General features: G+C 30.5%; 23 protein-coding genes. 1 reads left to right on the forward strand and 22 read right to left on the reverse strand.

From position 1 onward, the window contains the following. Positions 1 to 189: 189 nt before the first annotated feature. Complete coding sequence (locus INR60_RS07750; RefSeq protein ID WP_194190896.1) at positions 190 to 2,745, reverse strand: calcium-translocating P-type ATPase, PMCA-type; 2,556 nt, start codon at positions 2,743 to 2,745, stop codon at positions 190 to 192. A 149-nt stretch (positions 2,746 to 2,894) separates the two neighbouring features. Here INR60_RS07750 and INR60_RS07755 point away from each other — a divergent pair, with 149 nt between their 5' ends. Further along, complete coding sequence (locus tag INR60_RS07755; RefSeq protein ID WP_194190897.1) at positions 2,895 to 4,535, forward strand: putative manganese-dependent inorganic diphosphatase; 1,641 nt, start codon at positions 2,895 to 2,897, stop codon at positions 4,533 to 4,535. A 68-nt stretch (positions 4,536 to 4,603) separates the two neighbouring features. Here INR60_RS07755 and INR60_RS17605 read toward each other — a convergent pair whose 3' ends face one another. From INR60_RS17605 to INR60_RS07855, 21 genes are all read right to left on the reverse strand, one after another. Beyond that, complete coding sequence (locus INR60_RS17605) at positions 4,604 to 5,599, reverse strand: ElyC/SanA/YdcF family protein (RefSeq protein ID WP_194190898.1); 996 nt, start codon at positions 5,597 to 5,599, stop codon at positions 4,604 to 4,606. Between the two features lie 133 nt (positions 5,600 to 5,732). Then, positions 5,733 to 6,506 (reverse strand): flagellar hook-basal body complex protein, encoded by a 774-nt coding sequence (locus tag INR60_RS07765; RefSeq protein WP_194190899.1) that lies wholly within the window; start codon positions 6,504 to 6,506, stop codon positions 5,733 to 5,735. Positions 6,507 to 6,521: 15 nt separating this feature from the next. Continuing rightward, positions 6,522 to 7,292 (reverse strand): flagellar hook-basal body complex protein, encoded by a 771-nt coding sequence (locus INR60_RS07770; protein WP_194190900.1) that lies wholly within the window; start codon positions 7,290 to 7,292, stop codon positions 6,522 to 6,524. Continuing rightward, positions 7,289 to 7,411 carry a hypothetical protein gene (locus tag INR60_RS17535; protein WP_274380435.1) on the reverse strand — a complete coding sequence of 41 codons (123 nt, stop codon included), beginning with the start codon at positions 7,409 to 7,411 and terminating at the stop codon, positions 7,289 to 7,291. Before INR60_RS17535 ends, INR60_RS07770 begins: the two co-directional genes overlap by 4 nt. A 77-nt stretch (positions 7,412 to 7,488) precedes the next feature. After that, on the reverse strand, positions 7,489 to 7,953 hold the full coding sequence (locus tag INR60_RS07775; protein ID WP_194190901.1) for a DUF6115 domain-containing protein: 465 nt from the start codon (positions 7,951 to 7,953) through the stop codon (positions 7,489 to 7,491). Positions 7,954 to 7,963: 10 nt separating this feature from the next. Next, positions 7,964 to 8,695 (reverse strand): FliA/WhiG family RNA polymerase sigma factor, encoded by a 732-nt coding sequence (locus INR60_RS07780; protein ID WP_194190902.1) that lies wholly within the window; start codon positions 8,693 to 8,695, stop codon positions 7,964 to 7,966. Positions 8,696 to 8,722: 27 nt separating this feature from the next. Further along, a complete protein-coding gene (locus INR60_RS07785; protein ID WP_194190903.1) occupies positions 8,723 to 9,349 on the reverse strand; it encodes a flagellar brake protein in 627 nt (208 codons plus the stop codon). An 11-nt stretch (positions 9,350 to 9,360) separates the two neighbouring features. Beyond that, entirely contained in the window at positions 9,361 to 10,194 is an 834-nt protein-coding gene (locus INR60_RS07790; protein ID WP_194190904.1) for a MinD/ParA family protein, read from the reverse strand. Further along, positions 10,188 to 11,348, reverse strand: a complete 1,161-nt coding sequence (gene flhF, locus INR60_RS07795) for a flagellar biosynthesis GTPase FlhF (protein ID WP_194190905.1) — start codon at positions 11,346 to 11,348, stop codon at positions 10,188 to 10,190. Before flhF ends, INR60_RS07790 begins: the two co-directional genes overlap by 7 nt. A 1-nt stretch (position 11,349) precedes the next feature. Beyond that, on the reverse strand, positions 11,350 to 13,422 hold the full coding sequence (flhA, locus tag INR60_RS07800; protein WP_194190906.1) for a flagellar biosynthesis protein FlhA: 2,073 nt from the start codon (positions 13,420 to 13,422) through the stop codon (positions 11,350 to 11,352). A 19-nt stretch (positions 13,423 to 13,441) separates the two neighbouring features. Beyond that, positions 13,442 to 15,286, reverse strand: coding sequence for a fused FliR family export protein/FlhB family type III secretion system protein (locus INR60_RS07805; protein ID WP_194190907.1), 1,845 nt, complete (start codon positions 15,284 to 15,286; stop codon positions 13,442 to 13,444). An 11-nt stretch (positions 15,287 to 15,297) separates the two neighbouring features. After that, positions 15,298 to 15,567 carry a flagellar biosynthesis protein FliQ gene (fliQ, locus tag INR60_RS07810; RefSeq protein ID WP_194190908.1) on the reverse strand — a complete coding sequence of 90 codons (270 nt, stop codon included), beginning with the start codon at positions 15,565 to 15,567 and terminating at the stop codon, positions 15,298 to 15,300. A gap of 12 nt (positions 15,568 to 15,579) precedes the next feature. Continuing rightward, positions 15,580 to 16,356: a flagellar type III secretion system pore protein FliP gene (gene fliP, locus INR60_RS07815; protein ID WP_194190909.1), complete on the reverse strand. Its 777-nt coding sequence runs from the start codon at positions 16,354 to 16,356 to the stop codon at positions 15,580 to 15,582. Beyond that, complete coding sequence (locus tag INR60_RS07820; protein WP_194190910.1) at positions 16,346 to 16,723, reverse strand: flagellar biosynthetic protein FliO; 378 nt, start codon at positions 16,721 to 16,723, stop codon at positions 16,346 to 16,348. Before INR60_RS07820 ends, fliP begins: the two co-directional genes overlap by 11 nt. Before the next feature lie 49 nt (positions 16,724 to 16,772). Further along, the gene (locus INR60_RS07825; RefSeq protein WP_194190911.1) at positions 16,773 to 17,228 is read right to left on the reverse strand and encodes a flagellar basal body-associated FliL family protein; all 456 of its coding nucleotides are present in this window, start codon (positions 17,226 to 17,228) and stop codon (positions 16,773 to 16,775) included. 5 nt (positions 17,229 to 17,233) lie between these two features. Beyond that, entirely contained in the window at positions 17,234 to 17,959 is a 726-nt protein-coding gene (locus tag INR60_RS07830) for an OmpA family protein (protein ID WP_194190912.1), read from the reverse strand. A 2-nt stretch (positions 17,960 to 17,961) separates the two neighbouring features. Further along, positions 17,962 to 18,771, reverse strand: a complete 810-nt coding sequence (locus tag INR60_RS07835; RefSeq protein WP_194190913.1) for a motility protein A — start codon at positions 18,769 to 18,771, stop codon at positions 17,962 to 17,964. Between the two features lie 11 nt (positions 18,772 to 18,782). Continuing rightward, positions 18,783 to 18,974, reverse strand: a complete 192-nt coding sequence (locus tag INR60_RS07840) for a flagellar FlbD family protein (RefSeq protein WP_194190914.1) — start codon at positions 18,972 to 18,974, stop codon at positions 18,783 to 18,785. A gap of 119 nt (positions 18,975 to 19,093) precedes the next feature. Then, positions 19,094 to 21,721: a flagellar hook-basal body complex protein gene (locus INR60_RS17700; protein ID WP_194190915.1), complete on the reverse strand. Its 2,628-nt coding sequence runs from the start codon at positions 21,719 to 21,721 to the stop codon at positions 19,094 to 19,096. Positions 21,722 to 21,803: 82 nt separating this feature from the next. Continuing rightward, the gene (locus tag INR60_RS07850) at positions 21,804 to 22,199 is read right to left on the reverse strand and encodes a TIGR02530 family flagellar biosynthesis protein (RefSeq protein ID WP_194190916.1); all 396 of its coding nucleotides are present in this window, start codon (positions 22,197 to 22,199) and stop codon (positions 21,804 to 21,806) included. A gap of 16 nt (positions 22,200 to 22,215) precedes the next feature. Continuing rightward, the gene (locus INR60_RS07855) at positions 22,216 to 22,926 is read right to left on the reverse strand and encodes a flagellar hook assembly protein FlgD (protein WP_194190917.1); all 711 of its coding nucleotides are present in this window, start codon (positions 22,924 to 22,926) and stop codon (positions 22,216 to 22,218) included. Between the last annotated feature and the right edge of the window lie 7 nt (positions 22,927 to 22,933).

Raw genomic sequence — 22,933 nt, forward strand, 5'->3', positions numbered from 1 at the left:
CTTCCTCCATATTGCACCACCTTAATTTGATATTTCAAATTAATAATATCATTTTTATATAAACACCCTATTAATATAGTTTAAAATTACTTTATAGCCAGATTAACTTTTTATAACAATTATGAATAAATTTACTGAAGAGATTCATTTTCAAAAAAAGGTTCCCGTAAATACTACGAGAACCTTTTTCTATCTTGTTTTAAAATATAAATACATGCTATTTATAAATGCAATTACACTTGAAAATGTAAGTACTATTGCCCAGTGGTTAAATCCAAGTGGAACTGTATGGAAGATTCCTGAAAGGAATGGTATATATAAAACTGAGCACATCATTATAATAGATATCAAAACTGCTACTACTAAATATGGATTTGTAAATAACTTTATTTGAAATATTGAATGTCTTTCTGATCTACATTCAAATACGTGGAATAATTGTGATAAAACTAAAGTAGATAAAGCTATAGTTCTACAAGTTTGTAAATCCATACTAAAATATCTTCCTACCATAAATGACAAAAGTGTACAAAGTCCAATTAACGTTCCTCTAATTAATATTTTTTCTGTAAGCCCTCTTGAAAAAATACCTTCCTTTTTCTCTCTTGGCATCTGTCTCATTATATCAGAATCTGCTGGGTCTACCCCAAGTGCTATTGCAGGAAGTCCGTCTGTTGCTAAGTTTACAAATAATATTTGGATAGGTGTAAGCGGGTTTGGAAGCATAAATAACGATGCAAGAAACATTGTTAACACTTCTCCTAAATTACAAGATAAAAGGTATCTTATAAATTTTCTTATATTATCATATATAGTTCTACCCTCTTCTACTGCTTCAACAATTGTATTAAAGTTATCATCCATAAGAATCATAGACGAAGCTTCTTTAGTTACATCTGTTCCTGATATTCCCATAGATATACCTATATCTGCTTCTTTTATAGCTGGTGCATCATTTACACCATCCCCAGTCATAGCTACTATGTTTCCATTTTTCTTAAAGGCTTTAACTATCCTTAATTTATGATTTGGTGAAACTCTTGCAAAAACGCTTGTTACTTTTACCTTTTCATAAAGGTCTCTATCTGTTAATTTTTCTATATCTTCACCAGTTAAAACAGAGTCAGCTCCCTTACATATATTTAAAGATTTAGCTATAGCTAATGCTGTGTTTTTGTGATCCCCTGTAATCATAACAGGTTTTACTCCAGCTAGTTTACATTTTAAAACAGCATCGTGTGCTTCTTTTCTAGGTGGGTCTATACTTCCAACAAACCCTATAAATATTAAATCTCTTTCAATTGATTCATTCTTTTTAATATCTTTTTCTTTATAAGCTGCAGCTAAGCACCTTAAAGCTCTAGAGCTCATTATATTTAAACTATCATTAATAGATTTCTTTTTCATAAATGTAAGTTCTTTAACTATACCGTCTTCATAAATATATTTGCATCTTTCTAGAATTTTTTCAGGTGCACCTTTTACAAAGCATGACTCTTTATCATCTTTTTTAACTATTACAGACATCATCTTTCTAGTTGAATCAAAAGGATTATCATATATTCTTTTTACTCCATCTGTAAAAGAAGTTAAATCTTTTCCATTATTAAAAAACATATTAATTAATGCAATTTCAGTTGGATCTCCGTGAATGCTTTTATCAAAGTTTTTGCTTCCTTTATCAAAGGTACAATCGTTACAATGTATCAATGCTTCTTTTAATTTAGAAATACCCTTTATAGAATTTAAATTAACTTTTTCTAATTCTTGAATCTTTCCATTAATATAAACTTCTTTTACCGTCATTTTATTTTGAGTTAAAGTTCCTGTTTTGTCAGAACAAATTACTGACGTACAACCTAAAGTCTCAACTGCAGGTAATTTTCTAACTAATGCATTTTTCTTTAACATTCTAGATACTCCAAGGGCAAGGGCAACTGTAACTATAGCTGCAAGTCCTTCTGGTATTGCGGCTACTGCAAGGGATACTCCAAGTAAGAACATTTCTCCGATTTCATTTCCCCTAATTATTCCAAGTACTGTAACTACAGCACAGATAGCTAAGCATAAAATAACTAATACTTTCCCAAGTGAATCTAATTTCTCTTTTAGAGGTGACTTTTCCTCTTCTATATTTTGAAGTAGATACGCAATTTTTCCCATCTCGGTTTTCATACCAATTTCAAGAATTCTAAATAAACCCTTTCCTTTTAAAACATTTGTCCCCATATACCCTAGATTTTTTCCTCTTTTGTCTTCTTTGTTTACTCCAACTGACTCACCAGTTAAAAGAGATTCATCTACAACTATTAGAGATGACTCTATAAATTCTCCATCTCCTGGTATCCTATCACCTGCCTCTAAAATAACAACATCCCCTATAGTTAAAAAGCAAGAATTTATTACTTTAATCCTTCCATCTCTATATACTTTACAGGTAGGTGCTGCCATATCTTTAAGTGCTTCTAAAGACTTTTCTGTTTTAAATTCTTGAAAAAATCCAAGAAGTGCATTAACTATAACTATAATAAGTATCGTTATAGCATCTGCTGTATCTCCCATTAGTCCAGAGATAACTGTAGCACCTATAAGTACCCAAACCATAAAATCATTAAACTGACTTAATAGTATTTTAAAAATAGATGTCTTTTTCTTGTTTTCTAATTGGTTTAAACCATATGTTTTTAATCTCTTTTCTGCTTCTCTTGTTGAAAGTCCAGGCGACGTATTTTCTTCTAATACCAACTTCTTTTTCCTCCTAATAAATTGTTTCTTTTATATATATATTTAAAAGTATTTAAGTTATGAAACATTTTATTATTAAAGTCTACTTTACTTTTTTATATTTAAGAATTAAAATTATTATGTATTCGTATATAAAGGAGGAACTGACTATGAAAGACGTAATTTACGTAACTGGTCACAGAAATCCTGATTCTGACTCAATATGTGCAGCAGTCTCATACGCAGCACTAAAGAATAAAATTGGAGATATTCCAGCTATACCAGTTAGATTAGGAAAAGTAAATCAAGAAACTCAATTTATACTTGATTACTTTAACGTAAAAGCACCAGAATTTTTAGAAACAGTAAAATTAAAAGTTGAGGACTTAAAAATAGACCACATAAGTCCAATTTCATCTCATATATCACTAAGAATGGCTTGGAATATAATGAGAGAAAAAAATATCAAATCTCTACCTGTAACTGATGAAAACGGGCATTTAAAAGGAATAATTTCTTTATCAAACTTAACATCAGCTTATATGGATATTTGGGATAACAAAATATTAAGTAAGAGTAATACTAGCTTAGATAATATTATAGATACATTAAAAGCTAAAGAAGTATACGTAAATGAGGACACTAAGGTTTTCCCTGGGAAAATATGTGTTGCAGCTATGAGACCTGACTCAATGAAAGAACATATAGAATCAGGAGATATAGCTATAGTTGGTGATAGAGCTGACGTACAAGAAGAATTAATAGATCAAAAAGTATCATTAATTATTATTACTGGTTCAAATACCTTAAACGAAAAATTAATAGTTAAAGCTAGAGAAGCTGGAGTTACTGTAATTAGTACTCCTCACGATTCTTTCACAGCTTCAAGATTAATAGTTCAAAGTATTCCTGTTGGCTTTGTAATGGCTACAGAAAACCTAGTAAGCTTTAGAACTGATGAATTAGTCCAAGATGTAAAAGAAAGTATGCTTCAAACTAGATATAGCAGTTACCCTGTTACTACTCCAGATGGATTAGTTATAGGAACTATGTCTAGATACCACTTAATTTCTGACTTTAAGAAAAAGGTTATACAAGTTGACCACAACGAAAGAGGTCAATCAGTTCCTGGACTTGAAGAAGCTGAGGTTCTTGAAATCATCGACCACCACAGAGTTGCTGATATTCAAACTCAAAACCCTATCTTCTTTAGAAATGAACCTATAGGAAGTACATCTTCAATAGTTGCTAAATGCTATTTTGAAAATGGTGTAAGACCTTCTAAAGAAGTTGCAGGATTACTTTGCGGTGCAATAGTTTCTGATACACTTTTATTTAGAAGCCCAACTTGCACTCCTCAAGACAAAGAAATCTGCCATAGACTTTCTGAAATTGCTGAAATAAACTTAGAAGATTTCGCAAAAGAAATGTTTAAAGCTGGTACTTCTCTTAAAGGAAAATCTGTTGAAGAGATATTTAACGCTGACTTTAAACCATTTAATATGGGAGATTTAAAAGTTGGAGTAGCACAAGTTAATACTATGGATATTGAAGGCTTTATGCCTCTAAAAGAAGATATGCTATCATACATGAACAAAAAAGCTGACGAAGCTAACCTAAATGTAGTAATGCTACTTCTTACAGACATAATTAACGAAGGTTCACAAATATTAGTTGCAGGTTCTAGATCCGATTTAGCTGAGAAAGCCTTCAACATAAAATTAGTAGATTCTACTGCTTTCTTACCTGGAGTTCTTTCAAGAAAGAAACAAGTAGTACCACCACTAACAAATGTTGCTATGAATGACTAATTTAAAGGAGTAATCAGATGATTACTCCTTTTTTAACCTATATAACATATATTTTAGATAACTTTCTTTTAATTTAATAAAAACATCAAAGAAGTTAATACTAATATTACGAAAATATTTATTCTTTTATAAATAAAAAGTATAGCTATATATTCTCTAATTAGTGCACTAGGCAAGAAATAAAATGATGTTGGTGCACCTACCCCATAAGCTTTTAACTTAGCTTTTCTACTATAGATAGCTGCTCTAAATACATGATAGTTATTTGAAACAAATATTGAATTATAATTATCTTTTAAAGAATCCATTATATCTTTTGAAAACTTCATATTTTCGTATGTAGTCTTAGATTTATCTTCCATTATTATATCTTCTTTTGGAATATTTTGAGATAATAAATATTCTTTCATAGCAAAAGCTTCTGATACTAATTCATCAACCCCCTGCCCCCCAGAAACTATTATTTTAGCTTTTACTCCATTATTTTTTTGTATATTATACATCTCTATTCCCTTATCTAATCTACTTTTTAATAATGGTGTAACTTTATCTTTGTTTAATCCAGCTCCTAAAACAATAATAAACTCACTTTTCTTTTTAAAGTGTATCCTTTGATATAAATAAGAATAAGCTAAATAAATAAAAAGTATCATTCCAAAATAAACTGATAAAATAACTATAAGTAATAAAACTTTAAATACTATTTTATTCATATGTTCTCCGTAAAAAAGTAAGGATAAAGTTACTGAAATTACAAAAATTATATATACCCCAAAGATTAAAGATAACCTATTTGCTAGGTGCCTCCCCTCTTTAAGCCTCATAATCTTTCCGTTTTTAATTAAAAACACACAAAAGAATATTACAGCTAAAGGTGCTCCTATAAAAACTATTATTACAAGCGGTGCTTTAAAAATTGAAATTGCCGAAGCTAAAAAAGCTAAAAGATATAGAAAAACACCTAAAGTTGATAGGGTAAATATTGATCCTACTATAAAATCTCTAGGCTCTTTATATAAAATGATTCCTGTTATAATACATACTATAAATAAAATAATAAACACGAGTATGTCCTCCTTTGTTAGATGATATAATTATACCCTCTCTAACTAAGGAAAAGCTTGACTTTTGGCTTTCATAAACCTTACAAAATCGAAAGATTACTAAAAAAAAAGAAGGTCTAATACCTTCTTTATCCTATCTAGATCTCATGTTGTTTATCATTCCCCACATATCATCTGATGTTTGTAAGCTTTTTGAGCTTAATTGGAATGCTCTTTGAGTTAAAATCATATCAGTAAACTCTTGTGCAACGTCTACGTTAGATGATTCTAGTAGACCTTGATAAACGTCATTATTAGTAGTTTCTGTTACTGTAACGCCATTTCCTGCTTCAAAAAGGTTATCTCCTACAGAATTAAATGATTCGTTTCCTGTAGCAGTATACGTTGGAATAGAAGCAACCTTTTTAAAAGTTCCATTATCTTTTACAAAAACAGCTCCTGTATTATCAACTAACATATTACTTGTAGTTAATTTAACGTTATTCTCATTATATCCTTGTTCATACTTCATATGAACTTTATTTCCTCTTCCGTCAACTAATCTTCCTCTAGCATCAATTTTAAAAGAACCATCTCTTGTATATAATGCTTTACCGTCTGGAGTATCAATTCTAAAATATCCTTCTCCATCTATTGAAAGGTCAGTAGATCTCATTGTTTGCTGAAGCATCCCTTGAGAGTTATCTCTAAAATAATCTGTAGTTCTAACTCCAGTTCCCATTATTGATTCTTTATCATTAAGAGGAGTACCTTTTCTATCTAAAGATTCACTTAATAGATCTTTAAAGCCTACATCTACTCTCTTATAACCCATTGTTGTTGAGTTAGCTAAGTTATTTGATATTGAATCTAATTTATTTTGCTGGGCATACATCCCACTTTTACTTGTAAATAGCGATCTTAGCATCTAAATTCTCCTCTCTTATCTAACTTGTCCTATATCATTTGCAGCTTTTCCTAAACTATCATCCATCATAGTTACAAATTTTTGATTAGTTTCGAAGTTTCTCATTACTGCAAGCATATCAACCATAGAATCTGTTATATCAACATTAGATAATTCTAAGTATCCTTGGTTAACTTTAACATTTGCATCCGTTATAGGGTTTTCCCCTTTATAATAGTTGTCTCCAACCTTTTTTAAGCTTTTATAATCATTAAAATCAGCAGTTAATAATTTGTAGCTTGGCTTACCTGGTATTTCTAATTCACCGCTTTTGTTTAATTGGAATTTACTATTTCCAACAAAAATCGGCTCTACTCTTCCAGTATTTTTATTAACTCCTAAAACTTTATCTCCTGTTGTAGTAATTAAATTTCCATCAGTTCCTACTCTAAAATTACCATCTCTTGTATAAAGTCTTTCATTTCCTCTTTGTACTGTAAAAAATCCCCTACCATCTATAGCAAAGTCTCCTATTTTACCAGTATTTTTAAAATCACCTTGAGTAAATACAGTATCTACTCTGTCAGTTTCTACGCCTAAAGCTAATTTACCTAAATCTTGTTTTACGTTTTGATTACCTAGTATTTTATCTTTGTTAGATACTAAAACCTCTTTAAAGCTCTTTAATCCTAGTTCATCACTTTTAAAACCTATTGTATTTGAGTTTGCCATGTTATTAGCAATAGTATTTTGTTTATTTTCTAATGTTATTAATCCAGAAACAGCTGTATAAAGCCCTCTTATCATTTTTTATCTTCTCCTCCTAAAAATACCTTACATTCATCTTTGTAATGCATTCCAAGTCCTCTAGCCTTTTCTTCTATTTGCGCATTTGTCATAGAACTTTGATATTTGTATCCCATCATAAATATTACACCAATAATAAGTCCTATACCAATACCTAAAAGGAATTTTTTATCATAGAAAAACGGTAGGATATTTTTTAATTTTTGTTTAAACTTCTTACTAATAGTACTTCCCCCTTACCTACTGATAATTTATCACAGATTTCGTTATCAGATAGACCTTTTTCTATAAGTTCTTTTATTTTATCGCCTTTATTTTCATCTTCTTTAGGCTTTTTGACTTCTTTTTTTTGTTTAAGCGCATTAAAATTTATATCCGATATAACATCCTTATTAATTGATAAATCTTTTTTCTTTTTTACAGTATATTTTTCATTAGTTTTTAATTCTTCGATTTCATTTTTAAGGTTTCTAATTTCAATTTGCAAATCTGCAATAGTTTCACCAAAGGTTCTTCTAATTTCTGCTATCTCTAAATCCCTTAAATCTGAATTTTCTTCTTTATCTTTTACTAACTTAGAAAAAGAATTATCTTCTTTTTTTATAAATACTAAGCTAAATACTACAATAGCTATCCCTATTATTAATAAAATTGCTGGCATATAATCTCCTCTAAACTGGTAAGCTAAATTTACTTTTCATTTTTTCTCTTAGGTTTCTAATTGCTCTACTGTGAAGCTGACAAACTCTAGATTCAGAGACTTCTAAAATCTTACCTATCTCTTTTAAAGTTAATTCTTCATAGTAGTAAAGATTTAAAACTATCCTATCTTTTTCTTTAAGTTCTTCAATCGCTTCCCCTAAGATTTCAATCTTTTCTTTTTGAATGAATTCTTGTTCTGGGCTTAATGTTTTTTTATCCTCAATTACTCCCATTAAATTCATTTCATCATCATCACTAAATATAACCTCATCTAATGAGACGACTGCCATATAATTTATGTACCCCTCAACTTCAAGTATTTCTTTATGAGTTGCTCCAAGTTCTGCCATTACTTCTTCTGTCGTTGGATCTCTTAAAAGTTCCGTCTGTAGTTTTTCAACACATTCGTTATATGCTTTTAATTTATCCATAGCATTTTTTGAAATTGGTCTTTGTTTTCTAAGTTCGTCTATCATCGAACCTTTTATCCTTAGAGCTGCGTAAGATGAAAATTTCATCCCTTTAGTATCATCGAATCTATTAATAGCATCCATTAGGCCTATCATTCCATAACCAACTAAATCCTCATACTCTATATACTTGTTTTTTCCAAGTGAAACCCTAGACGCAATATGTTTAACTAGTGGAATATATTCCTTAACTATTTTTGCTCTAACTTCCATTGCATCTTGACTTGCCATATAGATTCCCTCCCTTAGTCTAAAACCTTATACAAGCCTCCTTTGCTTTTGTATAAGGGCAAAAACTTTTTTAATAATTTTATCTCGCTTAAACTCGTTCATATCATCAAAACTTACACCGTAAATTCTTTCATCTTTAACTAAACCTTCAGTGCTTTCTACTCTGATTATTTCTCCAAGAATCTGAATCTTTTCATCATCTTGTATAATGTTTACTCTTAATCTTTTACCTAACTCTATTTCTTCATTAATTTTAATTCTCATTCCCCCGCCACTTAAATCTAGCATAATAGCTCTTTTCCATTTTTCTTCCTCTAAAATGCTATAAAAGGCATGTTCTATAGTCTCTACCCTAACAAAGTTTCTTCTTTGAATCTTTATTTCATCTTTAGGTAAAGTTACCATATACATAGGTATATTATTTTCAATTACTTTTTTTAAAACTCTTGAAGAACAATTAAAATAACCCACATTCTCCACAAAGTAATTAAAATCGATTATTTTTCCCACTTGTAATGGCAAATATCCTTCCATCCCTATTGGAATATTGATATACATTAGTCCGTCTTGTATATCTTGGACTACACTTTTAAATAACCCGTCCTCTGTCATTAGTTCAATCTTTGTATTGATTTTTAAGTTTGTTTTTGCCATTAATAGTCCTCCTACGAAAATATGTTAAATAATTTGCTAAACAATCCTTTAACAGTTTCCTCCCCTATCTTTCCCTCATTTACAAATTTATTTGAAATACTCTCTAATGCTTTAGATGATTTGCTCTTTGGGTGCATCAAAACAAATGGTTTTTGACTTCTTACACTTTGAACTAATTTTAAATCTTCTGGTATCTCCCCTAGATAATTAACCTTTAGAGTTAAAAATTTCTCTACAACATTTTTCATTTTTTCAAAAGTATTTTTTCCTTCACTACTATCTAATGTCATATTCACAACTATATTTGCTTCATTTTTTAATTCAAAATGATTTACAGCTTTTAAAAGTGAATAAGCATCAGTCATAGATGTGGGCTCTGGAGTTGTAACTACAATAACCTCTTCCGAGCACGCAATAAAAGCTAGCACGCTTCTATTAATTCCCGCTCCTGTGTCTATTAAAATATAATCATATCCTTCTAAGTCTTTAAGCCTATTTAGGAATATTCTTCTTTGTTCTTCATTTAAGTCTTCTATAGCATTTATCCCTGAACCTGCTGCAACAAGACTTATCCCTTCAGGACCTTTAACTATAATATCTTTCATATCCATACCTTTAATAACATGAAAAATATTATATTTAGGATATACCCCCATAAGTACATCATCATTTCCCATTCCTATATCTGCATCAAATATAAGAACTTTTTTGCCACTCTTTTGTAAGGTAATTCCAAGGTTTACCACAAAATTACTTTTACCAACACCACCTTTACCTGATGTTACAGTGACTATTTTAACTTTTTCTTGCACCATCCTTCTTAAAGATTCAGCTTGGTCTAACATATATTGACCTCCCTAAAAACAATCTTTTCTAAACTTTCTTTAGAGACATCTTTTATATCGTCTGGTACATTTTGTCCTACTGTTAAAAATCTTATAGGTTTATTTGCTCTTTTAGAAATATTGTAAATACTGCCATACGAGGATGTTTCATCAAGTTTTGTCACTATTATTTTATCATAACTTAGGGTATTATATCCATCTACAATAGCTTTTATATCTTTATTTTTAGTTGTTGCACTTATTACTAAGTTGATATTATCTGCATTTGTCTTATCGATAAAGGCTCTAAGTTCTGAAATTTGCATAGCATTTTTGCTACTTCTTCCTGTTGAATCTATTAAAACTACATCTAAATCTTTCATTTCTTCTATAGCTTCTTCCATATCTTTAGTATTTATTACTACTTTAAATGGAATGTTCATAATCTCTGCGTATGTTCTAAGTTGTTCCACTGCCCCTATTCTATATGTATCTACAGTTATTAAACCTACTTTTTTATTATCTTTTAATGAAAGTTTTCCTGCAAGTTTTGCGATAGTAGTAGTCTTTCCAACTCCCGTTGGTCCAACTAATACTACATTACCTTTTATATCTTCTGTTGATAAATCAATTTCAGAAATTATAATCTCTTTTAATTTTTTTATTCTATCTTCTTTTTTTATTCCCTCTAATTTTTCTAAAATTTTTGGAATAAATTCTTTATCTATATCAAGTTCTTCAAGAATTTCTAATATAACGTCTTCTTTTTCTTCTTTTGTTGTATTTTTTATAACAGTATTAAGTAAATTTTTCATTTCACTTATCTCTTTATTAAGTTCGTCATCTTCTTTTTGAAGTTTAATATCATTTTTTTCTAAATTTTCTTTTACTAAACTTTTAAATGAAGTATTTTCTTTTTCTTTAATAGTATCTTCCATCACTTTTTTTATACTATTTATTGAATCCTCTACTTTACTTTCTTTAAAGTCTTCTTTGCTAGAATCCGAATTTTCTACAGCTGCTGTTACTTCTATCATCTTAGGTTCAAAAAATCCTAAAATTCCTTTTTTTCTAACTTTTCTTTGAGAAATTATAACTGCTGACTTACCTAATTCATGTCTGATCCTAGTAAGAGCTTCATTCATATTTTTAACTAGATATCTCTTTATTAACATTTTATATAGTTACAACTCCTTCAGTTCTTATTTCCACATCATTTGGAATTTCGTTTAGTGAAAGGACCATAACATGTGGGAATACCATCTCTATAAGCTTTCTAAATACTGGCCTAATATTAGGTGATACTAATATTATTGGTTGGTTGTTATTGAAATAAACTGAGTCTATTGTATTTCTTAAACTTTCAAATATTCTAGTTGTAGTATCAGGGTCAATAGCTGGGAATGAACCTTGAATTGACTTTTGAATATTAGAACCTATAAGTTCTTCAAGTTCTGGGTCTAAAGTAACTACAACAATTCTTCTATATTCATCTACTATTTGGTTTGTAATAGTTCTAGCTAACGAGAATCTTACGTATTCTGTAAGTATCTCTATATCTTTAGTGTTTTGAGAATTATCTGCAAGTGATTCCATAATAGTAACTATATCTTTTATTGGAACCTTTTCTCTTAAAAGATTTTGAAGAACCTTTTGTAATTCACCAATAGTTAAAAGGTCTGGTATTAATTCATCTACAACAGCGCTATATTTTTCACGTGCATTATCAACTATAAGTTTAACTTCTTGTCTACCTAATAGTTCATATGAATGTGCTTTTATAGTTTCTGTTAAATGAGTTACCATAACAGTTGTCGGGTCAACTACAGTTAAGCCTTTTATCTCTGCTTCTTCTCTTTGGTCTTTATTTATCCAAACAGCTGGAAGTCCAAAGGTTGGCTCTACGGTTTTTATACCTGCAATTTCAGATGCATCACCTGTCGGATCCATACAAAGTAACATGCTTGGCATAAGATCTGACCTTGCAATCACTGTTCCCCTGATCTTAATATCATACTCATTAGTCTTAAGCTGAAGATTATCTCTAATTCTTATAGGTTGTACAACAATTCCCATCTCAATTGCACATTGCCTTCTAACAGATGCAATTCTTTGAAGAAGATCCCCTCCGGTTCCTTCATCTGCAAGAGGTATAAGCCCATAACCTATTTCAACTTCCATAGGCTCAACAGATATTAAATCCATAACATTTTCAGGTTCTCTTGAAATTGGATCTTCCATCTCTTCATCCTCGATAGACATTATATCCATTTGAGACTTTTTCAAATTCTCTTTATGTAACATATAAGCAACTGATCCTATAGCAACTGCTGCTACTAAAAATGGAAACTTTGGCATACCTGGAACTAAAGCTAACCCAAACATTACAGCACTTGCAAGTCCTAAAGCTATAGGAAATGCTGTTAACTGACTTGTAAGAGTTTTACCGAAGTTTTTAGTACTACCAGACCTTGTTACAAGCATACCTGACGCTGTAGAAATTAAAAGTGCAGGAACCTGGCTACAAAGCCCATCCCCTACTGTTAATTGAACATAAGTATGAGCTGCTTCACTTGCACTCATATCTTTTTGAGTTACACCTATTATAATACCTGCTATTATATTTATAACCGTAATTATAATACCTGCAATTGCATCCCCTTTTACGAACTTAGATGCACCATCCATAGCCCCGTAAAAGTCTGCTTCTTGTTGAAGGTCTATTCTTCTTTTCTTAGCTTCTTGCTCATCTATAAGCCCTGAGTTTAAATCTGCATCTATACTCATTTGCTTACCTGGCATAGCATCAAGTGTGAATCTTGCTGATACTTCTGATACCCTACCTGCACCATTTGTTATAACTACGAATTGTATGATTATAATTATTAAGAAAATAATTATACCAACAACATAATTTCCTCCAACTACAAAATCACCAAATGCCCTTATAATTTCTCCGGCATCTGCTTCTGTAAGTATAAGTCTTGTTGAAGAAATATTTAATCCTAATCTAAATAATGTAGTTACAAGTAATAATGTTGGGAAAACTGATAATTGTAATACATTAGTTGTAAACATTGTAATCATAATAATTATGATTGATAATGTAATATTAAATGCTAACAAGATATCTAATAGCATTTTAGGTAACGGTATAATTATCATCATAACTATACAGATTACTCCAAAGGCTACAAAAATATCCAAATTATTTTTTATGTCAAAACGTTTCTTTCCAAACGAATCCAATATTTCCCCATCCTCTCATCTAAATTTTATTTTTCATCTTATAAACCATCGCTAAAATTTCTGCTACTGCTTGATACATATCCCCTGGGATTTGCTGATCTATTTCAACTTGATCAAACATAAGTCTAGCCAAAGGTTTGTTTTCCATTATAGGAACATTATTTTCCTTTGCTAGTTCTTTTATTTTTATTGCAATATGGTCTGCACCCTTTGCTACAACAACTGGTGCTTCACCTTTACTTTCATCGTATTTTAAAGCGATAGCTATATGGGTTGGGTTAGTTATTACTACTGTAGCGTCAGCAACAGATTGCATCATACGTCTTGTTGCCATCTCTCTTTGCTTTTGCTTTATTTTACCCTTGATTTGTGGGTCACCCTCCATCTGTTTAAATTCCTCTTTAATCTCTTGCTTAGACATCCTTAAATCTTTTTGATGAAATCTAAATTGTATAAAATAATCTATCGCTGCAAGAATTATTAAAACTATTGTTATCTCTAAAAATATACCTAATATAAGACTTTGTATCTCCTTACCTACTGTAGGCAGATATAGGTTTGATATTTGTAGTATCTTACTATAATTACTTTTAACATAGGTATATCCAAGTATTCCAACTATAGCAACAACAGTAATATTTTTAACTAAATCTACTGCACTTCTTTTTGAAAACATATTTTTAAATCCGTTTATAGGATTTAATTTACTTAACTGGACCTTTAAAGGTTCACCTGTTAATATAAAACCTGTTTGCATTAAATTTGCAATAACTCCTGCAATCATTATAGGTATTGCTATAGGCAAGATAAGAAGTCCCATCTTAACTATAACTTTTAATGATATTATTTTTAAAGTATCATCATTAACTTTTTCTAACATACCTGCCTGCAAAGTAAACTCTAATATATCTTTCATATTTTGAACTAAATAACTACCAAAAATAAGTATACATAATGTACATGTAAGCATACCAAGTGCTAAACCTACATCTTTACTTCTAGCTATTTGTCCTTTTTTCTTAGCTTCTGATTTTTTCTTAGGTGTTGCTTCTTCTGTTTTTTCCTCACTTGCAATTAAAAACACAAGAGGAATAGCTGGCGAGGCTTTAAATATACTTTGAAAAATATTTGGTATGTCATTTATTACACCAACTATTATTTTGAAAGTTATAGGTAAAATTGCTATGAAAGTTAACATACCTACAAGCATTTTTACAGGCATACCAAGTATCATTACATTTATAGCTGGAACAGTTCTAGACACAAGTGCCATACATAAATCAGTAATAAATATTACTAATATAAATGGAAGTGCTATCTTTACACCAACAACAAAAAGATCTGAAAAAGTATGTATAACTTCCATAAGTGTCTCTTTATAAACGATCGTTTCACCAACTGGAACTATCTTAAAACTCTTAATTAAAAGTTTTATAAGTAAATGATGGCCATCTACTATAAAAAATAATACCATAGATATTTGCATTAAAAAGTTAGACATTAATGTTGTATTTGAATTTGTTGTAGGGTCTAATAGAGATACCATAGATAAACCAGCTTGAGTATCCATAAAAGAACCTGCCATTTTTATAAATTCAAATATCATATTAACAACAAATGCTAATATAAAACCTGTCATTATTTCACTTATAACAGCAAATATAAGTGAGAAGTTATTATTTATTTCATTTATAGAATTATAATCTATTCCTGTGATAACACCATAAGCTAAAATAAGCGAAAAACTTCCTTTTAATATTACTGGAGTTCCCCTTGGAAAAACCACGTTAGATACTAAAAGGAAGGCTGTTATTCTAATAAAAATCAAACTTAGTGCTAAGAAATAGGCTGTATTAACTACCACTCTATTTCCTCCTACGTTGTAATCTTGACTATTATATCAAAGATTCTCTCTGTAAAACTTGTTATATTATGTAACATCCAACTTCCTAAGATTATTCCAACTACAGCTACTCCTATAAGCTTTGGAACAAAGGTTAGGGTTTGTTCTTGTATTTGTGTTGTTGCTTGAAATATACTAACAATTAAACCTATCAAAATCGCAGTTATTAAAATTGGTGCTGCAATTTTTAGTGCTGTATATACTGTATCTTTTGTAATTCCTACTAATAAATTTTCACTCATATATACCCTCCTTTAAGAAAAACTCATTATAAGTGATTTGACTAATAGATTCCATCCATCTACCATTACAAATAATAAAAGTTTAAACGGAAGCGAAACCATAACTGGCGGAAGCATAAACATACCCATAGACATAAGTACACTTGCTACAACCATATCTATTATTAAAAACGGTAAGAATATTAAAAATCCTATTTCAAATGCTGTTTTTAATTCACTTATTGCAAAAGCTGGTATAATTACCGTCATAGGAATATTTTCTCTAGTTACTTTTGAAGTATCTAGTCTTGCACTTTCAACAAACAATTCTAAATCCTTTTGCCTAGTTTGCTTAAGCATAAATTCTTTTAAAGGTACAAGCCCCTTATCAATTGCTTGTTCTTGAGTAATTTTATTATCTAAATAGGGCTCTATAGCATCCTTATTTATCTTATTGTATACTGGCTGCATAATAAATAATGTTAAAAATAAAGCAAGTCCTACTAAAATTTGGCTCGGTATAGATTGCTGAGCTCCCATTGCATTTTTTAAAAATGAAAAAACAACTGCTATTCTAGTAAAAGACGTTACCATTATTATAAGTGATGGCAGTACAGCTAGCATTGTAAAAAATATTAAAAGTCTTATATTTCCTACATAGTCTGCTCTGCTACCTTCATTTCCAAAAGAAATATTAACATCTGGCACCGAAACATTGTTTGGTGCAGCATAAGCTTTTATTCCTAACACTCCAACTACAACTAAAGATAAAAGAATACAAAATATAATTTTTTTCTTCTTATCTTTCATCTGTATCTTCCTTTGACTTATTTTTTCTTAATACCTTATTTTTGTATTCACTTGCTTTACTTAGAATATTTGTATAATATTCTTGCATAGCTTCTTGTGATTCTATCTTTTTCTTTTCAATATTATTAAGTTCTTCATCTGTTAGTTCAAGAATTTTCTCTGAATTATTTTGAGATACACTCATAACCCAGCCTTTACCACAAATTTTAACTATAACTAAATAACTATCCTTTGCTAGTTGAACTCTTTCTAAAACTTTAATATTTTTATCTTTGTTTACTTTATTTAATCCGTTTCCCGCAAACTTGAAACTTAAATACATTAAAGTTAATACTATCCCTAAAGATAGTATTAACTTTATCATCATAAATATAAATTCCATAATTTTTTATCCTACCTTAATTTTATAGCTATATCTATTGTACTATAATATCATTAATATAGGCATCTAAAATTATAGGTTTACTTAATTTTTTGTTAAGAGTTTCAACTAGTTCTTTTTTTAATTCTTTTTCGTTACTAGATGAAAAGTCTTTTGAAGTTTTTGATTTTAAGTAATAGTTACAAGCATCTCTTAAAACAACTGTATTATCTTTTAAGTACTGCTCACCATCTTTTGTTTCTGAATCATAACCTACACTTATTTTAGTTTTTAAATAGTTATGTCCACCTTTATCACTTAGGTTAACCATAAATTCCCCTAAATCAAAATAGGCTTGAACTACTGGCTTATTTTTTTCTGCCGTTTTAGATTTACTAAATAAATAAGTCCCCCCAAAGCTGCAAGCTCCTAAAACTATTAGCGCAAGAATCACAAGTAAGACTTTATTTTTGCCTCCACCTTGTTTTCCTTCTTCTTTCTTTTTAGCCAAATTTATCACTCCTTATTATTCGCAACTATTAGTATGTTAACTCTTCTGTTTTTTGATCTATTATCATCACTATTATTTGCAACAAGAGGTTTGTATTCCCCATAGCCTGATGCACTAAATCTTGATGGATTTTCTCCCTTTTCCTCAATAAAATATCTAACAACTGTAACAGCTCTTGCCGTTGATAAGTCCCAGTTACTATCATATTCTGAGTTATGTATAGGCACATTATCAGTATGACCTTCAACAACTATTGAGTTTGGAACACTTTTTAATAGTGTATTTATTTTATTTAAGATATCTTTACTTTCTGGCTTAAGTTTTGATTCACCAGTTTGAAATAGTATGCTATCTTTTAGTTGTAAGATAACTCCTCTTTCATCTTCTGTTATATCTACAGTATCTGATAAGTTATTATCTTTAACAAATTCTTTTACTCCCTTATACATACTTTGGGCTGTATCACTAATATCTTTATTATCTGACTCTCCTCCAACTAAAGGCACTTCACCGTCATATAAATCATATTGTAATATTGAATCGCCTTTTGTTCCAACCATCACTTGATTAAATGCTTTTGAAAGTTGTTTTAACTTTTCTGAATCTACAGATGACATTGAATAAAGAAGTATAAAAAATGTTAAAAGTAAAGTTACCATATCAGAATATGTACCTAACCATTCATCGCCTTTTAGTCCTTCTGACTCTGGCTTTTTTTTCTTTCTAGCCATTTTTATACAACTCCTTCATTATCTCCATTTTCTGAATTGTTCTTCTTAAATTCTTCTTTTTCAGAAGGGTTTAAGTATGTCATAAGCTTTTCTTCAACTATTCTTGGGTTTACACCTGATTGTATAGCTAATATTCCTTCAAGCATCATTTCTCTAGTAGAAACTTCCATAGCGCTTTTTTTATCTAAGTTTGCAGCTATTGGATTACAAAACATATTAGCTAAAATAGTACCATAAAATGTAGTTATAAGAGCTTTACCCATACCAGATGCTATAGTAGTTGTATCAGTAAGGTTTTGTAACATTTGAATAAGTCCAATAAGTGTTCCTACCATACCAAATGCTGGTGCGTAAGCTCCCCATGTAGCGAAAAGATTTGACCCTGACTTATGTCTAGATTCCATCTCTTCAATTTCTAAATCCATTATTTCTCTAATCACTTCTGGTTCTATTCCATCTACAACCATCTGTAATCCTTTTTTTAAGAAGTCATCATCTAATCCAGATACTTCATCTTCTAAAGATAATAATCCTTCTCTTCTAGCTTTTTTTGAAAGAGAAGCAAACTCTGTAACTATTTGTACTTTTGAATTTGAAGGTTCTTTAAATGCTTGTATAAGAACTTTACCCATCTTTTTTAAATCGCTCATAGTTATTCCCATAAGCACTGCACAAAAAGATCCTCCAATAGTTATTGCAACTGAAGGTAAATCCCAGAATATCATTATATTACTTCCATTGCTCATAGCCCAACCTATAAGTACAATTGCAACTCCTAAGCCAATCCCAGTTAATGCGTCTGATTTTTTCATTTAGAATCCCCCTATAATTTGTATGTCACTATTCTATTTTTGTACTTAACAACTTCTTCAATTACTTCATCTATAGTTTCAAGAACAATATATTTCTTACCATTAGTTAAAGTTATCAGAGTTTCTGGTACTTCCTCAATCTTTTCTATATGATCTGCATTTAATACGAAACTTTTATTATTCATTCCTGTTAATTCAACCATCTAACCACCTCATTTTCTATATTAGGAATTAAGAATAAAGAAATCTTCTTTACTCTTAATTCTTAACAATTTAATAGAATGTTTTGGGGGATTACCCCCAAAACTTCTATTTTAATTAACTATCTTTTTAAGTTAATGATATCTTGAAGAATTTCATCTCCAGTGTTTATCATCTTTCCACTTGCTTGGAATGATCTTGTTGTTGTGATCATATCTGTAAATTGTTCTGCTAGGTCTACATTTGACATCTCAAGCATCCCTTGAATACTGTCACCATAACCTGAACTATTATCTTCCCCTGTAGTTCCAAGTCCGCTCTTAACTATAGCATCACCTGAGTTAACTGATTGAGAGTAAAGATTTTTACCAAGACTTGTTAAACCTTCTGGGTTTTTAAAGCTTGCCATAGCAAGTTGTCCAAGTGCTGCAACTCTTCCATCTTCTAAAGTTCCAGTTATTAAACCATTTTTATCTATACTAAATGTTTTAACTCTTAGCTCTTCTCCACTTCCAGGCATAACTACCTTATCTGGAATTTTTAAAGTCTTAAGTTCTCCGTCGTATGATTTAACTGTTCCTGTACCACTTACAAATTCAAGTGCACCATTATCTGTTAAAGATTCAACTGGAGTTCCTCCGTTAGTCTCACCTGATTCAGTATTTGAAATTACGTTTGGTTTTCCTTCTATCTTATCTACATATTGGTTTATTCCAGCTTCTTTAAGTGCTTTATTTAGAGCTGATTTCATAGAATCGTTAGTTACTGCACCTTGACTTGTAAAATCTCCATTTAAAGTTATAACTTTACTCTTAGCATCTACGTCTGCTGAAGTTTTAGTTCCTTTAGTTATAGTTCCTATTTGGAAAGTATATCCGTTTAAAGATCCACCTGGTTTTAAAGTTATATTCATTCCATTAACTTTAGTTTCACCTGTAGGTGATTTTAAATCTTCTCCGCCTTCTATAGGATCAGAATTTAAACTATCTATTCCTTTGTATGAACCTTGTGCAAAGAATCTATCATCACCAGTTAAACCTAATTTTTTATTTATTTCATCTGCTAAGTCTTTACCTGCTACTCCACCTGCTGTAACGAAGTCGCCTGATAAAGTTATCTTATTTAAACCTGCATCATAGTTTGCACTTAATGAACTAGCTCTTACATCTCCTATTTCTACTTTTAACCCGTTATATTTTGAACCTTTTGGAACTTCTATTGATATTCCACCAAGTTCTATTTGTCCTGGGCTTGTCATATCTTGACCGTCAGAAATTCCTAAAGTATTTTTAACATCTAAAACATTTGGTGTTCCTGTAATACTTGTTACGTGTGTAGTTGATTTACCGTTTCTATCTAATTCTTTATTGATTTTATCTTGTAAATCTTTTAAATCTAATCCTTTATCATTTAAATCTGCATCTAAAGTAATTCTTTTCTTTGAAGTATCTAAAGTTACATCAGTCTTTGTTCCAGCATCAGTTTTACCAAAAACTACTTCATAACCGTTAAGTTGTCCACCTTCTGCGAAGTTTATTGTTAATCCTCCGAAAGTATCTGTAGGTGAATCAGAGTTTTTATTAACTTTAGTTGTTGGTGCTTTCGCATCTAACCCATTATCAGAAGCTTGTCCTGAAAGCATTGAAAGAGTACTTCCAGTACCTGTTAATGTTACTCTTTGCTCTTTCTTTGCTTCATTTAATGCTTTATTTATTGCATTTTGTAGACTATCTCTGTTTGGACTTTGAGACGTTAAATCTACGTCAATTTTAATTACATTTCCGTCTACTCTAGCTTTTGTTGTAGTTCCAGCACCTACTTCATTTACTTCAAAAGTATAACCGTTTAACTGACTTCCCTCATCGAATTCCATATTAAATCCAAGGAATGGAATGTTATCTGGTTTAGTTGCATCTGAACCTCCTACAACTTTATCTGATCCTAGTCCTGTAACAACGTTTGGTTTATTAGAAACCATAACTTGTTGTGATATTCCTTCTGCACCTAAAGCTTTGTTTATAGCGTTAGAAACTTGCTCTGCATTTACAGCACCAGATCTTGATAAATCTGCATTAACTATTATAGTTTTTTCATCTTTATTTATAGTTGATGAAGTAACTGTGTTTGGTCCTATAGCACCGAAAGCTATTTTATATCCGTTTAACTGAGTACCAGGTCCAAATTGGAAGTCAAATCCTGATGCGTTAACTGCATTTGGTTTTTTACCAGTAGGTGGCATAGTGTTATCATCGTTAGTTACTGAGTAACCCATAACTCTATATCCATCTTTAGTTAAAAGATTTCCATCTCTATCTAAGATAAATGATCCATCTCTTGAATACATCATTTCACTTGAGCTGTTTCCGTGTTCTAAAGTGTGAGTTCCAGGGCTGTGATTAACCTTTAATTGGTCTCCATAAACTGCAGGTCCCTTACTTACCATAAAGAATCCGTCTCCATCTACAGCACAATCTAGTGATCTTCCTGTAGGTTGCATCATACCTTGAGTCATTACTTTATCTATACTTGATAATTGAGTCCCAAGACCTACTTGAGCTGCGTTTTTACCACCTTGATTTGATGATGGTGACATTGCTTCTGATATATTTTGACTCATCATATCTGAGAAAGTTACTCTTGATGATTTAAATGCTGTTGTTCCAACGTTTGAAATATTGTTACCTATAACGTCTAGTTTAGTTTGATTAGCTTTCATTCCACTAATCCCTGAATACATTGATCTTAACATAAATTTTCCTCCCAAATCTAAATAAAAATTCTTACTTCTATCGTTCCGTAAGAGTTAGGCTTCCTATCTATTTAGGTCCAGCCTATAAAATCACAACGCTATCTATATTTGTAAAAATATTTTCTTTTGCTCTATCTTTTTCTATAGCTGTTATGACTGTATTGTTCTCAATACTTGTAATTATAGCTACGTCCTTGTATAACATTACTGAGTTTTTAGAACCTTTACTTTTTGCAATATCAAAACCTTTTTGAATTGCTTTGAAATCAACTTCTGAAAAATTTACTTCCCTTAATCTTCTCTCTGCGTGTTTTGAGATATTTAAGCTTTCAGTTTTTCTAAGTTTTTCATTTAATATCTGGCTAAAACTACTACCGTTATCTTGTAGCTTATTTTTTATATGATTCGGTTTACTTCCTTGTATCTCGGCAATATTATTTACTCTACATGCCTTTCCGTTAATCATCCTATAGCCCATATATTCCACCTACTTTTTACTTTTTGGTGTCCTTATCGTCTTCTTTTCCAGTAAAATCTCCAACTTTTGATATCTTATCGTAAGAGAATTCTTTTATTTCACCTGAATCTAATAAAACTCTAACTTTAATAGTTCCGTCTTCTTTAAAAGTACCTTTAACTACTCCATTTAAAGTTACATCTTTTCCATCTTCACCTTTATCTTTTATCTCAACGCTTTTACCTATAAATGATGAAGCAAGTAAAAATGACATATTACCATTTAAATTATTAATTGCAGGTAATGAATAATCTGGAACATCAACTACAGATATTATATCTTCGTATTTGATTTCTTTATAAGTATTTTTACCGTCTTCACTTACTTCTAAAGAAATAGTAGTTCCACTTGAATCTTGGTTTACACTTTTAATAACTCCAGTGTATGGCATACCGTTTGGATCTAAAAGCTTAACTGTCGCTCCCTTACCTACTAAGTTTTGCATAGCGTAGTTACTCATAGTGTTGTTTAAGTTATTCATTTGTTCCATAGATGTAAATTGTGCCATCTGCGAAACATATTGAGTTGAATCTACATTTTGAGTTGGATCTTGATTACTTAATTGTGCTGCTAAGATCTTTAAAAAAGCATTTTTATCTAAGTCATCGCCTTTTTGCACAATTTTAGTTCCTCTATCAGTTGCACTGCCATTATTGTTTGCATCTCTTAAAGAAATATTACTTGGCATTTTTATA

It is taken from the genome of Clostridium chrysemydis, from assembly GCF_015234215.1.
Classification (GTDB): Bacteria; Bacillota; Clostridia; order Clostridiales; family Clostridiaceae; genus Clostridium; species Clostridium chrysemydis.

What these genes read in the sequence shown, in the direction of transcription:
- INR60_RS07755 (WP_194190897.1), top strand. Translation starts at nt 2,895, where the DNA reads ATGAAAGACGTAATTTACGTAACTGGTCACAGAAATCCTGATTCTGAC.
- INR60_RS07765 (WP_194190899.1), bottom strand. Translation starts at nt 6,506, where the DNA reads ATGCTAAGATCGCTATTTACAAGTAAAAGTGGGATGTATGCCCAGCAA.
- INR60_RS07770 (WP_194190900.1), bottom strand. Translation starts at nt 7,292, where the DNA reads ATGATAAGAGGGCTTTATACAGCTGTTTCTGGATTAATAACATTAGAA.
- INR60_RS17535 (WP_274380435.1), bottom strand. Translation starts at nt 7,411, where the DNA reads ATGATGGGATACAAATATCAAAGTTCTATGACAAATGCGCAAATAGAA.
- INR60_RS07775 (WP_194190901.1), bottom strand. Translation starts at nt 7,953, where the DNA reads ATGCCAGCAATTTTATTAATAATAGGGATAGCTATTGTAGTATTTAGC.
- INR60_RS07780 (WP_194190902.1), bottom strand. Translation starts at nt 8,695, where the DNA reads ATGGCAAGTCAAGATGCAATGGAAGTTAGAGCAAAAATAGTTAAGGAA.
- INR60_RS07785 (WP_194190903.1), bottom strand. Translation starts at nt 9,349, where the DNA reads ATGGCAAAAACAAACTTAAAAATCAATACAAAGATTGAACTAATGACA.
- INR60_RS07790 (WP_194190904.1), bottom strand. Translation starts at nt 10,194, where the DNA reads ATGTTAGACCAAGCTGAATCTTTAAGAAGGATGGTGCAAGAAAAAGTT.
- flhF (WP_194190905.1), bottom strand. Translation starts at nt 11,348, where the DNA reads ATGTTAATAAAGAGATATCTAGTTAAAAATATGAATGAAGCTCTTACT.
- fliQ (WP_194190908.1), bottom strand. Translation starts at nt 15,567, where the DNA reads ATGAGTGAAAATTTATTAGTAGGAATTACAAAAGATACAGTATATACA.
- fliP (WP_194190909.1), bottom strand. Translation starts at nt 16,356, where the DNA reads ATGAAAGATAAGAAGAAAAAAATTATATTTTGTATTCTTTTATCTTTA.
- INR60_RS07820 (WP_194190910.1), bottom strand. Translation starts at nt 16,723, where the DNA reads ATGATGATAAAGTTAATACTATCTTTAGGGATAGTATTAACTTTAATG.
- INR60_RS07830 (WP_194190912.1), bottom strand. Translation starts at nt 17,959, where the DNA reads ATGGCTAGAAAGAAAAAAAAGCCAGAGTCAGAAGGACTAAAAGGCGAT.
- INR60_RS07835 (WP_194190913.1), bottom strand. Translation starts at nt 18,771, where the DNA reads ATGAAAAAATCAGACGCATTAACTGGGATTGGCTTAGGAGTTGCAATT.
- INR60_RS07840 (WP_194190914.1), bottom strand. Translation starts at nt 18,974, where the DNA reads ATGGTTGAATTAACAGGAATGAATAATAAAAGTTTCGTATTAAATGCA.
- INR60_RS17700 (WP_194190915.1), bottom strand. Translation starts at nt 21,721, where the DNA reads ATGTTAAGATCAATGTATTCAGGGATTAGTGGAATGAAAGCTAATCAA.
- INR60_RS07850 (WP_194190916.1), bottom strand. Translation starts at nt 22,199, where the DNA reads ATGGGCTATAGGATGATTAACGGAAAGGCATGTAGAGTAAATAATATT.
- INR60_RS07855 (WP_194190917.1), bottom strand. Translation starts at nt 22,926, where the DNA reads ATGCCAAGTAATATTTCTTTAAGAGATGCAAACAATAATGGCAGTGCA.